The sequence below is a fragment of the Levilactobacillus tujiorum genome (genome assembly GCF_012641185.1).
GTDB classification, from domain to species: Bacteria; Bacillota; Bacilli; order Lactobacillales; family Lactobacillaceae; genus Levilactobacillus; species Levilactobacillus tujiorum.
Genome location: NZ_JAAXLK010000003.1, coordinates 31196 through 48636, shown reverse-complemented (window position 1 = coordinate 48636; position 17441 = coordinate 31196). Strand labels below are relative to the sequence as shown.

Here is a 17441-nt window from a genome sequence, read left to right as displayed (position 1 = left end):
ATTAAATCATTGCGCGTCGGACCAATACGCCGACGCCTGCTGGTGCCCAGCCCGTAACGTTGACACCGGCTGGAACCGTAATCCATCCTAATCCTTCAAAGACTAGATCACTCTTAACTGTTGTTTTAAATTCATGGGCGACCAACGGTGGAAAATCATCCTTGTTCTCTGGTTGCGGTGGTGTCAGCAACTGACCTAGTTGCCGGTCATAGAAGTCGTCGGCATTTTCCAGTTTCGTCCGATGAATATATAAGTTGTTTTCAAAGTAAGCAATGAACCCACTCTTAGGTCCCTTGGTGTAATCAAACCGGGCGACCCCACCAAAGAACAACGTCTGTTGATCATTCAGTTGATACGTCTTCGGTTTAATCTGCTTCTGCGGTGCCACAATCTTAAGGTCCTTACCATCCAAGAAGTGCGCCATCTGTTGATTTTGAATAATCCCGGGTGTATCGACCAAGACGTGATCATCATCCAACGGCAACTCAATCTTATCAAGCGTAGTTCCTGGGAATCGTGAAGTCGTAATTAAATCCTTCACCCCAGTGTTTTGCCGAATGATCTGATTAATCAACGTCGATTTACCAACGTTCGTAACCCCGACGACGTAAACGTCTCGGTCACCACGATACTTATCAATCATCGTCAACAATTGATCAACGGATTGGTTCGTCTTAGCACTCAGTAAGGTCACGTCAATTGGCCGCAACCCTTGTTCATTGGCCCGTTGACGAATCCAATCCTTCAACTTGCTGCGCTTCAGAGAACTAGGCAACAGGTCTTCCTTGTTTCCCACCAGTAAGATCGGATTATCCCCGACAAACCGATGTAAACCAGGAATCACACTTCCGTTAAAATCAAAGATGTCGACAACGTAAACAATCAGTGCGTTGGCATCTTGAATTTGCGTCAACAAATTCAAAAAGTCATCATCAGTCAAGCCCACTGGCACAATCTCATTATAATGCCGTAAGCGGAAACACCGTTGACAATAGACCTCTTCCTTTTCTAATCCCTTGTCTAAGGCTGACTGCGGGGTGTACCCCGGTGCCGTCTTGTCTGTCGTTTGAATCTCTGCCCCACACCCGATACAGTGCAAAGCTTCACCGTCAACTAAAACGGGTTCAGTGTGTTTTTCGTTCATTAAGATCCTCCTGCCAAGTTAATTCTGGATATGCATGCCGCAAGCGCCACATCACAACCTTTTCCAATAAGCGATTACCCTTAGTGATCCAAGCGTCCGACTTCAAAATCGGCTTCACGAGGACACTGCGAACGCCGCTTCGGTGCGCCGAAAGCACATCGGTTAAGAGCTGATCGCCCACCATAATCGCTTCTTCACGGCGCAAGTGCCAGCGGCGTAGTGCCCGCCGAATCCCCCAAGTCAGAGGCTTAAGCGCCCGGTGAACATAAGGTAAATTAAAAGGTGCAACGGCTCGGTCAACCCGCGCGCGGCTATTGTTGGACACCACAATGACCTGAATGCCGGCCATTTCTAACATGGTTAGCCAATGCCGTAATTCAGGCGTGCCATCGGGGTTATTCCAAGCAATTAAGGTGTTATCCAAATCAGTCATCACAGCCTTAATGCCATGTGCTCTCAACTGATCCGGTGTCAAATCATATATATTTGTAACCATCCACGTTGGTTTGAATGCGGAAACCATGCGGGTGACTGCCCCCCTTCGTCCGTTTGCCGTTACCGGCTGTCTAGCATTTCATTATACGCAATTTTCGCCGACTTTACCACTCGAAACGACTGAGAATGTGAAACGATTGTCGGCCCAAAACGCGATGACTATCCCCGGTACGGTTGGTAGCGGTTTACTTGATTGAGCATGTATTTCGTATGCTCAGCCTCAGAATCTTAATGAGATCCAAAGCCTATAATACTTGTATGAAGACTGGCTCTGAACGTTAATGTTATATTGTCTCAGCCAATCTCTCGAAGTTTTCACTCGGTAACCAGCGGCCTCGGAAACGTGCGTCGTCAGGCAGGTCCCTGCGCTTAACCCCATTAAGCACCGGCTCGGAACGTTAATATTATCTTGTCTCAATCAATCTCTCGAAGTTCTCACTCGGTAACCAGCGGCCTCGGAAACGTGTTCCCCAAGGCAGATTTCTGCGCTTAGCAAGCTAAGTGACTCCTGTCCGGCTAAGCCGAACAGAAGCCCCTTAGCTCCCTAATGCTCAAAATCTAAGCGCCTTGGCTCTCACTCTAATAAAAAAGAACCCCGCTTATCAGCGAAGTCCCTTTCTCATTAACTGAATTAAGCAGCCAATGCAGCCTTAGCTTGTTCTGCTAAAGCAGTGAATGCAGCAGCATCGTTAACTGCCAAATCAGCTAACATTTTACGGTTAACATCGATGTTGGCTAACTTCAAACCGTGCATTAACTTGCTGTAGCTCAGACCGTTCATCCGGGCTGCGGCGTTGATCCGGGCAATCCAAAGCTTACGGAAGTTACGCTTCGTAGCTTTACGGTCACGGAAGGCGTATTGACGACCCTTCATGACTTGGTCCTTAGCAACCTTAAATAAACGGTGCTTTGAACCACGGTAACCCTTAGCTAATTTCAAAACTTTCTTACGACGTGCGCGTGTAACAGTACCGCCTTTAACTCGTGGCATAATCTTTTCCTCCTAAATCAATTCAAACATTATGTCGACATTTCGTCGACCCGAAAAATCTACGACTCGCTTACTTTTGTAATAATGAACGGTAAGTCTTAATAGTCGTTTCGTTCATCATCCGGGTACCACGAAGGTTCCGGCGTTGCTTCTTGGTCTTACCGTGGAAACGGTGAGACGTGTAAGCATTGGCACTCTTGATACCGCCCTTGGCAGTCACTTTGAAACGCTTAGCTGCGGCGCGGTTAGTCTTCATCTTTGGCATAATACGAAATTTCCTCCTTAAATCGGCAGCTAATGCTACCCAATCAATTCACACTATTTCTCTGCGATGGGCGAAAGCATTAAGAACATGCTCCGACCGTCCATCTTTGGCCGTTGAACAACTGTTGCGACATCTGCCGTTTCAGCTGCCATGCGATTAAGCACTTCGCGACCAATGTCTTTATGGGTAATTGCCCGACCCTTAAACCGGATTGAAACCCGAACCTTTTCACCCTTAGCCAAGAACTTCTTAGCGTTCTTCAACTTGGTGTTAAAGTCATTGGTATCAATGGTAGGACTCAAGCGAACTTCCTTGACACTGACCACTTTTTGCTTCTTACGCGCTTCGCGTTGCTTCTTTTGCAACTCGAACCGGTATTTCCCGTAGTCCATGATGCGGGCTACTGGTGGCTTAGCTTTCGGTGCAACCAGAACTAAATCGAGGTTTGCGTCTTCGGCGATCTGTAAAGCTTCGCGCTTGGTCTTGATACCCAATTGCTCGCCGTCACCAGCGATAAGCCGTACTTCACGTGCTCGAATTCCCTCGTTGACAATCGTGTCGTTTGCTATGGTAATCCACCTCCAAAATAATCTCCGAGAACTGCAGAATCTCACTCACAAAAAATGCGAGAACCTTTGATGAAAATCAAACGGCTCCCGCAAGAAATCCAATACTTAAATCGGATTAACGTGCATATCCAGCCTAGCAGCGTTAGCCACAAGGCGAGAAGCGGAAGCCTCTGCTTAATTTCTCAACTTAACCATCATACCAGCTGATACGTTTTGTGTCAACGGCTGTTTGTAAATAAATCGCTGTTCACCTTGGGAGTCACTACTCTAGCACATTTTGAGCCGGTGCATCTTCCAAACAACAATATTTAACACAAATCAGTATACAAGCGTTTGAGTAGCCAACCAATCTGCTAGCTAACGCCTCTACCCGACATAGTTAAACTCTCTCAAAACAAAAACGGGACCACCCTTATGGCAGTCCCGTCCTTCTATTCACTGGTTTAAAGCCAGAATTTTTAGGTTAGTCTTCACGACTGTAAGAAGCGATATCAGCCAAGATTTCCTTGACGAAGGCATCACTACTCATGGATTGACTATCGTCTTCTCCGTACTTCCGGACAGAGACAGTCCCATTAGCCATTTCGTCTTCACCGACAACCAACGTGTATGGAATCTTGTGCGTTTGGGCATCCCGAATCAGGTAACCCATCTTTTCACCACGCTTGTCGACGTTAACCCGAACGTCAGCAGCCTTTAATTCAGCAGCTAACTTGTCAGCGTAGGCACCATGCTTCTCTTCGGAAACTGGGATGATCGTCACTTGCTTAGGTGCCAACCAAGTTGGGAAAGCCCCCTTGTAGATTTCAGTCAGGTAAGCAGTGAACCGTTCCATCGTTGAAACCAAGCCACGGTGAATCATCACTGGACGGTGTTCTTCACCATCGGCACCGACATAGTGTAAGTCGAAGCGTTCTGGCAACATGAAGTCCAATTGAATGGTAGAAAGTGTTTCTTCATTTCCAAGAGCCGTCTTAGTTTGCACATCCAGCTTAGGACCGTAGAAAGCAGCTTCCCCTTCAGCTTCGACGTAAGACAAGCCCAGGTCATCCATGGCACCCTTCAACATCTTTTGCGCGTTGTTCCACATTTCATCGTCGTCAAAGTACTTTTCCGTGTTCTTAGGATCACGGTAGCTCAGACGGAACGTGTAATCCTTGATATCAAAGTCTTTGTAAACCTTAACCATCAAGTCCAAAATGCTCTTAAATTCGTCTTGAATTTGTTCTGGCGCCACGAACGTGTGACCATCGTTCAAGGTCATTTCACGAACCCGTTGCAAACCACTCAGGGCACCGGACTTTTCGTAACGGTGCATCATTCCTAATTCAGCGATCCGCAGTGGCAGTTCGCGGTAAGAACGAATGTGGTGGTTGTAAATTTGAATGTGGCTTGGGCAGTTCATTGGCCGCAATTCAAGTTGTTCGCCATCACCCATGTCCATTGGTGGGAACATGTCTTCACGGTAGTGAGCCCAGTGACCAGATTGCTTGTACAGATCCAAGTTAGCCAGCACTGGCGTGTAAACGTGTTGGTAACCGTTAGCGACTTCTTTGTCGATAATGTAACGTTCGATCGTCCGACGAATCGTAGCCCCATTTGGCATCCAGTATGGTAACCCGGCACCGACCTTAGGATCAACGAAGAACAAGTCTAGTTGGTTCCCAATAACCCGGTGGTCACGTTCACGTGCTTCTTGACGCTTAGCTAAGTCAGCATCCAAGTCAGCTTGCTTGTAGAAGGCCGTCCCGTAAATCCGTTGGAGCATTGGGTTTGAAGACTTACCTTCCCAGTAAGCGCCGGCTACGGAGAGTAACTTGAACTTCTTCACGTCACCAGTATTGGCTAATTGTGCACCGTCACTCAAGATTTCGTGATCAGCAATCTTCAAGAAGTTGACTTGATCGCCAGCAACCGCCTTGATCAAAGCCGTCGTGTAAGGATCGTCCTTAGCCTTAGCCAAAGCGTCGTCCTTGCTGACAGTCAGCCGTTCAATGTCAGCCTTATCAGCAATCAATTTTTCAACGATTACGGCAATAGCATCTAATTCGTCCACACTAACTTGTTGGTCATCCTTGTCAGTATCCACGTAGAAGCCATCCTCATCGGCACTAACTTCGCCCAAACGAATTGCTGGGAATTCCTTCTTCAAGGCAATCCGTACCAAAGCGGCCGTCGTGTTCCGCAGAACCGTCAAACCAGCTTCGTCGCTCTTAGTCACGATTTCAATGCTACCATCGTGTGCGATTGGCGTTAAGTTGTCAATCAATTCACCGTCGAGCTTAGCAGCAACGGCCTTCTTACCTAAACTAATCGAAATCGACTTGGCAACGTCTTCTGGCGTCGTACCAGCAGCAAACTCTTTAACATTGCCATCTGGAAATTTAAGTGAAATACCTGCCATAATTTTCAATCTCCCTTATTGATTTGGGGTCAAACAACGAAAAAATCCCCAGTGCCAAAGAAGGCACTGGGGACGTCATTAACGTGGTTCCACCCGATATTTTTCACGAGACTACTCCCGTGAACTCTAATCGTCGATAACGGAACGAACCGGCCGAAAATTGTCCTTTCGACAGCTAGGAAAGTGGTAATTCTCGCGGGCGCTAAGTCAGCTTCCAAGCTAGGCTGACTCTTCCTGTGAACGTCGCCGCGAGCATCATGTCTTTCGTCATAGCTCATGTGGTTTCATTGACTATTAAACACTTGCGACCAAATATTGTCAAGCAGTGGCGACTAAAAATAATCTTATGACCATCCACGTTTCAATCTGAATTCAAGGCTCGCCATTACTGTGGTCGGCGATTTGCGCCCACCATCGTGATTTCTCTGGCTAAGAACCGAATCCGTTGCATGAGACGTTGTGCCTTCAGAGGTTCATCATCCCCACGCGTCGAAATTCGTAGATGTTCTTTCTCCAGCTGGGCCATAGAAAAGTTCGAGCTAAAGAATGTTGGCAGTTCTTCTTGCATGCGGTATTCCAGAATGACCCCCAACACATCGTCGCGCACCCACGCAGACATAGCATCTGCGCCAATATCATCGATCATGAGCACTGGCGATTTCTTAAGCGCATCCAGTTTTTCCGCAACCCCGTTTTGGGCGATGGCATTCTTCATCTCGACCGCGAAGCTTGGGAAGTGAACCAACGTGGTGGAGAAGCCATCTGTAGCCAATTGATTGGCTACGGCCGCCAACAAATAGGTTTTCCCGACCCCAAAGCTACCCGCAAGATATAGGGCTTGGTGGCGCCGCTTAGGGTTGGCCTCGTAAGCGTCAATGAAATCAAGCGCCGCCATCAATGCTTCAGCCCGATCCTCGTCTTGATCAAAGTTAGCCAGTGAGGCTTCACGAATACTCTTAGGCATAGCGATCGACTTCACGCGTTGACGTAATTGTTGCTGAGCCTGTTTTTCCAGGGTATCTGCCGTTGGCACGTAAGCCACATCAATCAGGTGATTCGACACGATTAATTGCGGTTCATAACCCGTCGCAAACGTCGTACCGCCCTTGGCAGCCTTGTCCCGTTCCGAGACAAACTCATACAATTTGGCAGCCGATCGTGTCAGCACATCATCCGCTAACTCCGATTGATGGTCCTGATAAAATTTGGTGACTGTCGGATCATCATAGACCTTGGCCATCAATTGCCGATAGTTATCGTTCAAGTGCTGTTGGCTCATCAATTGCTGCATCGTCTTACTTAAATCTTCCATCCGCTAGTCCTCCTTTCCCTTACTGCGTTCCTCTAACCGCGCAATCCGTTGTTGTAATTGCTTTTGCTGTTCTGCTGAAAGTTTAGCCTTAGCGGGCTGCGCCGAACCACTCGGCTTCTTCGCCCAATCCGGTAAGGTTTCCTTGACCGTGGGCTGCTGCCGGCGCGATCGCCGTGGCTTAGTTGCCGCTTGCTGTCGATCACGAATCTTCTGAATAGCCAGCTGTGGCGTGTTGACCTTAGCCTTGCTCCAGTCATTGGCGATCGTGTCTAGCAAATTTTTATTCAGCGTGGGCTTATCTTCATCCACGAGCACGTGATAAATCATCAAGTTCAACACTGCTTCTGGGAATAGCTGCCGGCTCACGAGATCACGCACAATGCGTTGTTCGCCATCCGTAACAAAGCCGCCAGTATTCTGCTTAATCCCCTGTAGAAACGCCACGGGCGCGGTGGTGGTCGCCACTTTAATCAGCGCTTGTTCAGCACTCGACGCGCCCTTCGTGGTTGCAGTTGGGGCTGGCTCAGTGGTCGCCGCAACCGCCGTGCCTCGGTGTTGGTTGCCAAATGCCTGGGCAACGATCCGTTTGAACTGATCCGGATTAAAAATGTTGGTTGCCAGATCCGTCGCTTCACCGATATACCGTGCCATTGTGGGCTCATCCAGGCCATACGTGGCGTGCTCCGTCAACAGCAATTGGCGATACTTGCTGACCGCGCGGGTATCCACGAAAGAACGCTCCAACAACTCACCCAGCAATTTAAAATCAAATTGCATTTTATCTGCCGCCAAATTAGGCGCACTACTGGTCTGAGCAAGCTGGTCACGTTGCGCCGTAATCACCGAAGGAATCTCCCGCAGCTCATCACCGTCTACGTGAAAAACATCCAAAAAGTTCTTGGTAATATTCTGCTCATGATCACCGGCAGCCAAATGTGGCGTGTTCGCGGTCACTAACGCCTGATAAAGTTCTTCCCCGACGACCCCCAACAGCTGAACACTGAGCAGATCATCTTTGAAAAAGTTCTGGGGCGTCAACGGCGCGTGCAACTCGTAAATAAAGCTCGACAAGTCACCTTCCGTTTTCACTCGCGTCGTTAACAAGCCAACGGCCTCTAACCGCAGCCGGGCGGCATACAGGTGGGCTAAGTCTAACCCCAGCTCCGCTAGTAAAATAGCGTGACGCTTATACGTCTCACGCTGTGGTAGCCAAAAAAGGGCCGAAAATAGCCCCGTGGCACTCGGTCCAATGATCGGTTGATAGAGTTGCGTTAGGGTTTGCCAACTCTGATCAGTCAACCGATCCGCCAACCGAACCAAAAAGCCCGTCTTTGGCTGCAATTGGTGCCAGGAATCCTCCATGCCCTATTTCGCCTCACTTTGCCGATGGTTCCGGTCTTTCGCCTTCGCCTTATCTTTATCCATCATATCTTTCAGTTCGTTGAAGAAGACGCCGGTATCCTTGAACTGCCGATAAACACTGGCAAACCGGATATACGCAATCTCATCAACATCAACCAACCGGTTCATCACATATTCACCGATCAACTGACTCGAAATTTCATTTACGCCTAGCGCGCGAATCTTATTTTCCACGTCATCGACAATTTTTGTCATGACGTCCATCCCCACCGGCCGTTTTTCGGCTGAGCGAATGATTCCCCGCAGGATTTTTTCGCGATTAAATTCCTCACGGGTGCCGTTCTTTTTAATTACCAACAGCGGTGTCACTTCAACCCGTTCAAACGTCGTGAACCGAAAGCCACAGCTCTCGCACTCACGGCGCCGACGGATGACGCGCCCATCGTCGGTCGGTCGACTATCGACGACCCGCGATCCATTATGATGACAGTGCGGACACTGCATTTTGGTCACCTCATTTTTTCATTGGTTACACGTTAACTCTCGTATCACTGGTAGTTGATTGGCCGCTGACTACTGCCAGCAACCGGCAGGTGTTCTGCTGCTTGTCAGACCATCACCTAGCCATCGGCCAACACACCGCTTAATCCAGTCCCTCAGTTAAAATCGCTGCAGATGAGCCCAAATTAGTGGTGTCAAGCCATTTTACCACTTGTTGGCGGGTTTCGGCAATCGTTCCCGCATTATCAATCACAACGTCTGCCAGGGCCACCTTCTTGGTGATAGGCCATTGCTGAGCCATTCTCGCCTGTGCCGCGGAAGCCGACAAGCCGTCGCGCACCATCAACCGTTGCTGCTGAATCGTCGGCGACGTTGCAACCACCATCACGTGATCGACCAGCCGAATCAGGTAACCCACTTCATAAAATGTCGGCGCATCAATAACCACCGCGGGTACCTGCTGTTGCCGGTAGGCTGCTAACTGCTGCTGAATGGCCGTCTGAATCAACGGCGTCGTGATTGCTTCTAGTCGGCGTAAGGCCGCGGGCGCGCTGAAGACCAACTGGCCTAATTTTCGTCGATTCAGCTGGCCATCAGCCAGCTGATAGTTCGGCCCAAAGGCTACCAGAACCTTGCGTAGCCCGGGGGTTCCCGGGGCCACCACCTGACGGGCAATAACGTCCGCGTCAATGATCTTTAATCCTGCCTGTTTGAGCCACGCACTAACCGTCGATTTACCCGTGGCAATGCCACCAGTCAGTCCCCAAACCTCAGTCATCGGCTAACCCCTCCTGAATTTCAGGGGGATACGGCTGACAGTGGGGGCAAAAATGAGTCCCCCGCTGTGCGACCTTAATCTTAACGATTTCAGTGCCACATCGTTCACAAGGCTCGCCCTCATGGCCATACACATGCAGCTCATTTTGAAAATCACCGGTCTCACCAAAGGCCGTTGAGAAAGTGTGCACCGTCGTCCCGTGGCCCTGAATTGCCTGCGCGATCTCCGCGATAATATTCTGCCGTAATACGGCTAATTGTGCCTTGGTCAACGTATCGGCTGGCGTTAGCGGATTAATCTTCGATAACCACAGCACCTCATCCACGTAAATGTTTCCTAGACCCGCAATCTTGGACTGATCCAGTAAAAATGGTTTGACGATCTTATGCGACTTTCCGAAGACACGTTGCATGTAAGCCAGCGTCAACGCACTTTCCGTTGGTTCCGGCCCCATCTGCGCCAGCGACTTCAGTTCGGTCGTCTCGGTTCCCGTCTTGACTAACCGCATTCGTCCAAATTTACGCGTATCGTTATACCGTAGTTCCCGCTGATCCTTCAGATGAAAGATGACGTGCGTATGCTTCGGAATTGGACTCCCCTCAGGTTGCACATCATATTTCCCCTCCATTCGCAGATGGGAAATCAAGGTCAGGTCCCCGCTGAAACGAAAGAGCAGATACTTCCCCCGCCGATCAATCTTTTCAATTTTGCGATCAATTAAATCCGCCGTAAAAATTTCAGCATCTGGCCGGACCATCTTAGGGTAGTAAACGTCCACATGGTCAATCGTGGCCCCAGCGACAAGCTGCGTGAGCCCGCGACGAACCGTTTCAACTTCTGGTAATTCTGGCATGGCTTTCTCTCCTTTTGGTGCTACTTAGCGCTGTACCAAGTTGACCCGTAGTGACTTTCCACCTTCAGCGGAATCTCGAGGTCTACGGCTGAATCCATCACACTAGGAACCAACTTTTCCAACGTTGCAATCTCCTCAGCTGGTGCTTCAAAGATCAATTCATCATGGACCTGCAATAACATTGTGGCTTGCAAGTCCTTAATAGCGTCTTCCATCCGGATCATGGCGATCTTGATAATGTCGGCGGCACTCCCCTGAATTGGCGTGTTCATTGCCGTCCGTTCGGCAAAGGACCGTTGATTGAAATTCCGGGAATTAATATCCGGTAGATACCGCCGCCGGTGCGCAATGGTTTCAACGTAACCCAGCTCGTGCGCCTGTTGAACCATGCGTTCCGTATACGCCTTAACGCCAGGGTATTCTTCGAAGTACGTGTCAATAAAGTTTTTGGCCTGCTTCCGAGAAATACCAATATTTTGCGATAGGCCAAAGTCACTAATCCCATAAACGATCCCAAAGTTAACCGCCTTGGCTTGGCGCCGAATGTTCGGTGTCACTTCGGCATCGGGCGCCATCTTAAAGATCCGACGAGCCGTGGCCGCGTGAATATCTTGCCCCTCTTTGAAGGCTTCTTGCATATTGGCATCGTGGCTCATGTGGGCCAACACCCGCAATTCAATTTGCGAATAGTCGGATGAGAAGATCTGCCACCCCTTATGCCGCGGAATGAAGGCCTTACGGATGGAGCGGCCCTCTTCCGTTCTAACCGGAATGTTCTGCAAGTTCGGATCGACCGAAGACAAGCGGCCCGTCTGCGTTAGCGTCTGCAAATACCGCGTGTGGACTTTCTGGTCTTCGGGATGAATCACCTTGAGTAAGCCTTCCACGTAAGTTGATTGGATCTTAGCAATCTTACGATACCGCAGAATGTTCTCTGCGATTGGGGCATCAGCTGCCAGCTTCTCTAAGACTCCGACTGCCGTTGAGTAGCCAGTCTTCGTCTTCTTGATAACGGGTAAGCCCATCTTTTCAAAGAGGATGTGTCCTAATTGCTTAGGCGAGCCAATGTTAAATTCTTCGCCAGCTTCTTGGTAAATTGTTTGTTCAATCTCAGCAAGTTGTTCGGTGAATTTACTGCCCATCGCTTCAAGTTCTTCAGCGTCAACCGTGATGCCCGCAATTTCCATACGGGCCAGTACGAAGCTCATCGGTAATTCGATTTCTCTGTAAAGCTTAGTCTGTTCGTTAGCATCGAGGCCTTCAAACAATTTAGGCCGCAGCTGTTCAATGGCTCGCGTCTTACGCGCCAAATGTTTGAAGAAGACCTCATCGTCATCCGGAATAGCTCGCTTAGCTCCCTTACCGTAGACGTCTTCATCAGTCGCCACTTGTTCGTAACCGTGTTCCATCGCCACGCGGCCCAAATCATTACTGTTATCATACGTGTTGAGCAGGTATGAACAGAGGAGTAGGTCACAATCAACACCGGCTAGCGTAATGCCTAAGCGATTTAAGCCCACGTACGTCCGTTTAGCGTCGAAAACCTGTTTAGGTGTATCAGCGGCCGTTAGAATCTCTTTTAAGGGGGATTGTTGGAGAAGGCTGACGTCTCGGCTCACCCACCACTGGTCGTCATCCCCAATCGCAAAACCGGCAAAGGATGACGTGTGATAGTTTTCATCCGGCATTTCCAGATAGAATTCACACCCATCGGCGCTAAAATCTGGCAAGGCGGCGATGTTGTCCGCCGTCAACACTGTGTAATCAATGTCTTTAAGCCCCGGGGTAGCTGTTGGCGTTTCCCCTTCAAAATCCATTTTGCTGAGGAACGTCCGGAAATTCATGCGTTGATAGAAGGCGATCAGCTCGTCACGATTTGGTCCCTCGTAGACTAAGTCCGCTACCTGTTTTTCAACTGGTGCATCGCGATTAATCGTGGCTAATTTTTTAGCTAGTAGCGCTTGATCATGGTCCGCGACCAAATGCTCTTTGAGTTTTTTAGCGGTGATCTCGTCGATATGGTCATAGATGCCTTCAACGGAGCCGTATTTTCCCACCAAATCGACTGCTCGCTTAGGTCCGACGCCGGTTACGCCCGGATAATTATCGGAGTTATCTCCTCGAAGTCCCTTGATATCAATGATCTGCTCAGGGGTAACGCCCATCTTCTCTTTCACGTAGGCTGGGGTGTAGCGTTCAATCTCGCTGACCCCCTTCTTAGAGATGGCAACGGTCGTGTGGTCGTTGGCCAGCTGCGTGAGATCTCGGTCTCCCGTCACAATGGTAGTCGTAAACCCGTCGGCTTCCGCTTGCTTAGCCAAGGTTCCGATAATGTCATCGGCTTCATAGTTAGGCAATTCATACGTTTGAATGCCCCGTGCCGCTAGCAGTTCTTTAACGTAAGGAAATTGTTCAGAAAGTTCTGGGGCCGTTTTAGCCCGGCCACCCTTGTAGTCATCATACATTTTCGTCCGAAAGGTCACTTTACCCGCATCGAACGCAACTAAGGCATGCGTGGGGTCCACATTTTTCAGCATCGTTTCCAACATCGTGTTGAACCCATAAATGGCGTTGGTGTGTAAACCCTCGCTATTAGTGAAACGCCCCAAGGATGTATACAATGCGTAAAAAGCCTTGAAGGTCACACTGTTGCCGTCGATCAATAATAATCGTTTGTCCGCCATAATTCGCTCCTCCCGAGTGGGCCAAACCTCTGCCACTCGCGTAATCTGCTTATATTTTACCAAAGATAACTTAAAATCCGAAATGAAAAACCGTTTTAACTAAGAAGTTAGCGCCTAATCTTGAAAATCCACCGGCAGTCATGCCCACGGATCGTATTTCCTATCACACTTGACCACCGAGTCCTCGACAAATCAATTGTATGACACATTAAGCTGCTATATCAGTAATCTAATCACTTGCCAATGTCCTTTCGATCAGAAAAACAAGCCCTGATCAATGTGGATCCGACCGACCCGTTAATCATCAAAAATCGTTCAATTGCAGCATGCAAAAAGCGAGATACCAGTTATCCCGGCATCTCGCTTATCTGTCGACCATTCAGTGATTAATCGCGACCACCAAACAGGCCAAAGATTTGTAAGAGTTGTAAGAACAAGTTAACGAAGTCCAAGTACAGTTGTAAGGCACCGTTAATTGCTAGACCCGTTTCTGAAACTTGATCACCGTATTGGAGATACATCTTCTTCATCCGTTGGGTATCCCAAGCCGTTAAAGCGGCAAAGATAATCACGGCGATGAAGGAGAAGATCATGGCAATCAGCGAACTCTGCAAGAAGATATTAATCAACATTGCCACGATTAACCCAATCAATGCGGCTGTAGCCTGCGTACCAATCTTGGTCAGATCACGCTTAGTCGTGGCCCCAATCGTTGCCATGGTCAGGAAGACCGCGGCACTAGACACGAAAGCTGCCGCAATTGAAGCATTGCTGTAAACCAACGTATAGATTGAGAAGACGGCCCCAGTGACGACCGCGTAGACCATTAGGCCAACCAAGGCCGCAGTTGGACGTTTCATAGATTGTCCGCTAATCACGAATGGTAAGATGAACCACACAACAATTGGCAAGATAATCATACCGCCGCTGAGGTTCTGTAAGGCACCTCTGAACTGGGTTGCCATAACAAAAGCCGTCACAGCAGATACCAGCACAGACAAGCCCATCCAACCGAACATCTTAGTCATAAAACCGTTAAGGCCGACCTCGGTATTAATTGTTTGACGGGGTTGCTGTTCATAGTTGTTCATTGAAACGCTCCTTTTTATCAAAACTTTTCCAGCCGAACACCGCACGATTGCGGCATTGCTTCTGGTTTATTAGAGTATATTCTATCAAATCCATCACCAAATACAAGTAATCCGTCGCGGACAAGCCGAACAAAAAGGGGAATGGTCCGCGCCACTCCCCTTGCTGTTCTTAATTGTTAAATTTATATTGCGGCCAATTATTTACCGGCGCCACCTTCATTATCGGCCTCGCCACTGGCCCAAACTTTGGTCGCATAAATTGAGTTGAATAAGAGTGCTGCTTGTAAGGCCACTTGGGAAAGGTTCGCCCCTAGTGTCCCAATGCTTGTCGCACCAATTAGAATCTGAACCGTCAAGATACTCCAGTACAAAACGTTGGCAATATTTACCACGATCCACAGTGACCAATTTTCCTTGTACTTCAAAATGTACAGGAGTTGGGCAATGATGCTGACCACAAAGTTCACGGAGTCAAAGTATGGCAGTTGACCGTTTAAAGCGGCGAGCACAATCCAGCCGATCGCCCAAGCGACGAACGCCCCAATGAAGATCCACCGCCGCGTATTTTTCTTAAAGGAATGAGTGGCCTCGTCGTGTCCCCACATGTACCAGCCAATGGGTTGTGAAATAACATAAATAATATCCATAGCAAAAGACCCATAGGCGTGGCTAATCCAGGCAACATATGTCATGGCTAAGCATTGAACCAAGCCAAAGATAAACGAAATCTTCCGGCCCTTCATCCCATATACCAGACACAGAACCCCACCAACACCAGAAATCATCCCAATGAAGCTATCCGGCACGATCATGTAAACGACCAGTTGGAGCAAAATTAAGATTGAAACGTAGATGACCTCAAATTTTTTCCAGTTCGTAAATAACTGGTTATACCACCAATTGTGTTGTTTTGCATTGTCCATATCGAATTCCCCTTTTCAATAATCACTGTGCTTGCTGATTTACAAAGACTGATCGCTCAGAATGTTCAGTGCTAGCTTGATTGACGCGGTTTCACCCTGCGCCATGAGATCGTCACCATTTGTAAGGTCGCTGACCCCCGCAGCCAAATCTCCCTCATAGAGCACCACGTTATTCAGGATCGAGAGTGTCTCCAGCCCGCGCTGACGACCGATAACCATCATCGCGCCGGACTCCATGTCCGCTCCCAAGATCCCCTTAGCTGACCAAAAGGCTTCATTCTTCGCATTATCATCCATGTAAAACCCATCATGCGACCGAATAATCCCGTAGTAAGCCTCGGGGGCGTAATAGTGGGCTAGCGCTAACAACCTGAAAGCCGGCACTGCTGGATAAATAGCCGGCACATACTTACTGGTCAAGCCATCATCTCTGACAACCCCTTCACCGATAATTAACTTTCCCAGGTCGATGCCAGACTGCATTGCGCCAGCCGAACCAACCCGAATCACCTTTTTCACGCCCACATTGTTGAGTTCTTCGACTGCAATGCCAGTAGATGGTGCACCAATCCCGGTAGACATGATCAGAATGCGTTTGCCCTGATACGTTCCTAGGATGGACTTATACTCTCGATTGAATGCCCAGTCTTCAACGTCTTCCAAAAACTGACGACTGCGGTCAACCCGCGCAGGATCACCCATGATGATGGCACTATCCGTATTAATTGTCGGCAATAATTGTGTATGTGGTTCTGGTTCTGTCATTTCTATCCCTCATTTCTTAGAATGGTGATCAATTGTGGTAAGTCCGTCACAACAATCTGGGATTTACGAATCGTAATCACACCTAAATCCCGAAGTTGTTTCAGAATGCGATTGAGGTTCCGACTAGACGTATCAATCTCATCGAGGAGATTCGCCCGCGTCATCACCTGGTTACGCTGTGTTGCCCAAATGAGATATGAAATTGCTTGATCCAACGCCGAATGTAAACTATAACGTTCCGTTCGATTCGTCAAGGTAAAAATCTGCATAGATAAATTGTAAATCAATTCTTGCGAAAAGTGTTGATCTTCTTTGAGCCAGACTTTAAACAAATCATTTGATATTTTCAACACCGTTACCGGTGTCAAATTAACCACCGAAGCGCTGTAAGGCTTGTCTAGCAAGGCTTCCTGCTCACCAACAAATGCCCCTTGTTCATAAATATCTAACGCTACCGCCTTGCCACCAGCCGACATGAGATAAATTTTTACCTTACCGGCTGCCACGATATAAGTATTGTCGTATTTATTTCCTTGTAAAAACTGGAAATCGCCCACGTCAAATTGTTCAACTTCAAATTCATTGATGATATGTAACGGACAAGTTCGTAACAATTGTTGCAACTGCGGTGTTTGGTCCACTAAAGCAAAGATATCGTTTCTCATGACCCAAGCAACTCCTTACAAGATAAGATTAGCAAACCACGTCTCAAATCCCAATGACGTGATGCTCTAAATGTATCCGCTTTCACATGAAAATTAGCCCAATTTTGGCCATTTTCAGGACAGATGTCCTCGACAAACTGCCCATCCTATGTAACCGTATTCACCTTTATCATTCTAGTCCATCGGATAACCGCTGTCAGCACCCTTTACGGCAGATTGTTCCCTGACTATACCGTCCTAACAATAACTGTGACGTTGAAACTAGGCAACGTAGCGGTTCCTTCGCCTTGCCGGTCAGCAGATATGGGCTGGAACGGTGCGAACACAACTTGAAGCCTCGAAGGTGCCGAGTCTACAAGCTTGGTTTTCTACTAAGCCAGCGAGAAGTTCACTCACCGACTAAGTAGAACGACGCGCCTGAGCCCATATCTGCCGACCTCACGGCTGATACAGCACTCTTAGGCAACTGAGATGATAACAGTCATAGTCGTTATCGATTGAATTAAAATCATCAAGTAACCTGTTCCCCCAACTGTTGTCGTGGTAAATCCCAGTCAAAGCCGGAGGCGGTCAGGGATGGAGCCAGCCGTGAAAGTGGTGTTAGCTGGCGATTTTTAGCCAGCTTTACAGCACGGGCGA

16 protein-coding genes are annotated in these 17441 nt (G+C 48.5%); all 16 read right to left on the bottom strand.

All coding sequences use genetic code 11. From position 1 onward, the window contains the following. Position 1: 1 nt before the first annotated feature. Positions 2-1144 (bottom strand): ribosome biogenesis GTPase YqeH, encoded by a 1143-nt coding sequence (yqeH, locus tag HF569_RS02040; protein ID WP_168849475.1) that lies wholly within the window; start codon positions 1142-1144, stop codon positions 2-4. Beyond that, positions 1125-1667, bottom strand: coding sequence for a YqeG family HAD IIIA-type phosphatase (locus tag HF569_RS02035; protein ID WP_057735408.1), 543 nt, complete (start codon positions 1665-1667; stop codon positions 1125-1127). The genes yqeH and HF569_RS02035 overlap by 20 nt, the downstream gene beginning before the upstream one ends. A 603-nt stretch (positions 1668-2270) precedes the next feature. Next, positions 2271-2630 carry a 50S ribosomal protein L20 gene (gene rplT / locus HF569_RS02030; protein WP_057735409.1) on the bottom strand — a complete coding sequence of 120 codons (360 nt, stop codon included), beginning with the start codon at positions 2628-2630 and terminating at the stop codon, positions 2271-2273. A gap of 70 nt (positions 2631-2700) precedes the next feature. Then, positions 2701-2895, bottom strand: a complete 195-nt coding sequence (gene rpmI / locus HF569_RS02025; RefSeq protein ID WP_045806761.1) for a 50S ribosomal protein L35 — start codon at positions 2893-2895, stop codon at positions 2701-2703. Positions 2896-2948: 53 nt separating this feature from the next. Further along, complete coding sequence (gene infC / locus HF569_RS02020; RefSeq protein WP_057735460.1) at positions 2949-3449, bottom strand: translation initiation factor IF-3; 501 nt, start codon at positions 3447-3449, stop codon at positions 2949-2951. A gap of 478 nt (positions 3450-3927) precedes the next feature. Continuing rightward, a complete protein-coding gene (gene thrS, locus HF569_RS02015) occupies positions 3928-5868 on the bottom strand; it encodes a threonine--tRNA ligase (RefSeq protein WP_168901138.1) in 1941 nt (646 codons plus the stop codon). A gap of 385 nt (positions 5869-6253) precedes the next feature. Further along, the gene (dnaI, locus tag HF569_RS02010; RefSeq protein ID WP_168901137.1) at positions 6254-7180 is read right to left on the bottom strand and encodes a primosomal protein DnaI; all 927 of its coding nucleotides are present in this window, start codon (positions 7178-7180) and stop codon (positions 6254-6256) included. Between the two features lie 3 nt (positions 7181-7183). Next, positions 7184-8542, bottom strand: coding sequence for a replication initiation and membrane attachment family protein (locus HF569_RS02005; protein ID WP_168901136.1), 1359 nt, complete (start codon positions 8540-8542; stop codon positions 7184-7186). A gap of 3 nt (positions 8543-8545) precedes the next feature. Next, positions 8546-9046, bottom strand: a complete 501-nt coding sequence (gene nrdR, locus HF569_RS02000) for a transcriptional regulator NrdR (RefSeq protein ID WP_168849479.1) — start codon at positions 9044-9046, stop codon at positions 8546-8548. 139 nt (positions 9047-9185) lie between these two features. After that, positions 9186-9821, bottom strand: a complete 636-nt coding sequence (coaE, locus tag HF569_RS01995; RefSeq protein WP_168901135.1) for a dephospho-CoA kinase — start codon at positions 9819-9821, stop codon at positions 9186-9188. After that, on the bottom strand, positions 9814-10674 hold the full coding sequence (gene mutM / locus HF569_RS01990; protein WP_168901134.1) for a bifunctional DNA-formamidopyrimidine glycosylase/DNA-(apurinic or apyrimidinic site) lyase: 861 nt from the start codon (positions 10672-10674) through the stop codon (positions 9814-9816). Before mutM ends, coaE begins: the two co-directional genes overlap by 8 nt. A gap of 20 nt (positions 10675-10694) precedes the next feature. Continuing rightward, complete coding sequence (gene polA, locus HF569_RS01985) at positions 10695-13358, bottom strand: DNA polymerase I (protein ID WP_168901133.1); 2664 nt, start codon at positions 13356-13358, stop codon at positions 10695-10697. A 386-nt stretch (positions 13359-13744) separates the two neighbouring features. Further along, positions 13745-14449, bottom strand: coding sequence for a Bax inhibitor-1/YccA family protein (locus HF569_RS01980; RefSeq protein ID WP_168901132.1), 705 nt, complete (start codon positions 14447-14449; stop codon positions 13745-13747). A 197-nt stretch (positions 14450-14646) separates the two neighbouring features. Then, positions 14647-15372: a nicotinamide riboside transporter PnuC gene (gene pnuC, locus HF569_RS01975; RefSeq protein ID WP_168901131.1), complete on the bottom strand. Its 726-nt coding sequence runs from the start codon at positions 15370-15372 to the stop codon at positions 14647-14649. A gap of 39 nt (positions 15373-15411) precedes the next feature. After that, positions 15412-16137, bottom strand: coding sequence for a nucleoside phosphorylase (locus tag HF569_RS01970; protein WP_168901130.1), 726 nt, complete (start codon positions 16135-16137; stop codon positions 15412-15414). A 2-nt stretch (positions 16138-16139) separates the two neighbouring features. Beyond that, positions 16140-16802: a Crp/Fnr family transcriptional regulator gene (locus tag HF569_RS01965; protein ID WP_168901129.1), complete on the bottom strand. Its 663-nt coding sequence runs from the start codon at positions 16800-16802 to the stop codon at positions 16140-16142. Positions 16803-17441: the final 639 nt, after the last annotated feature.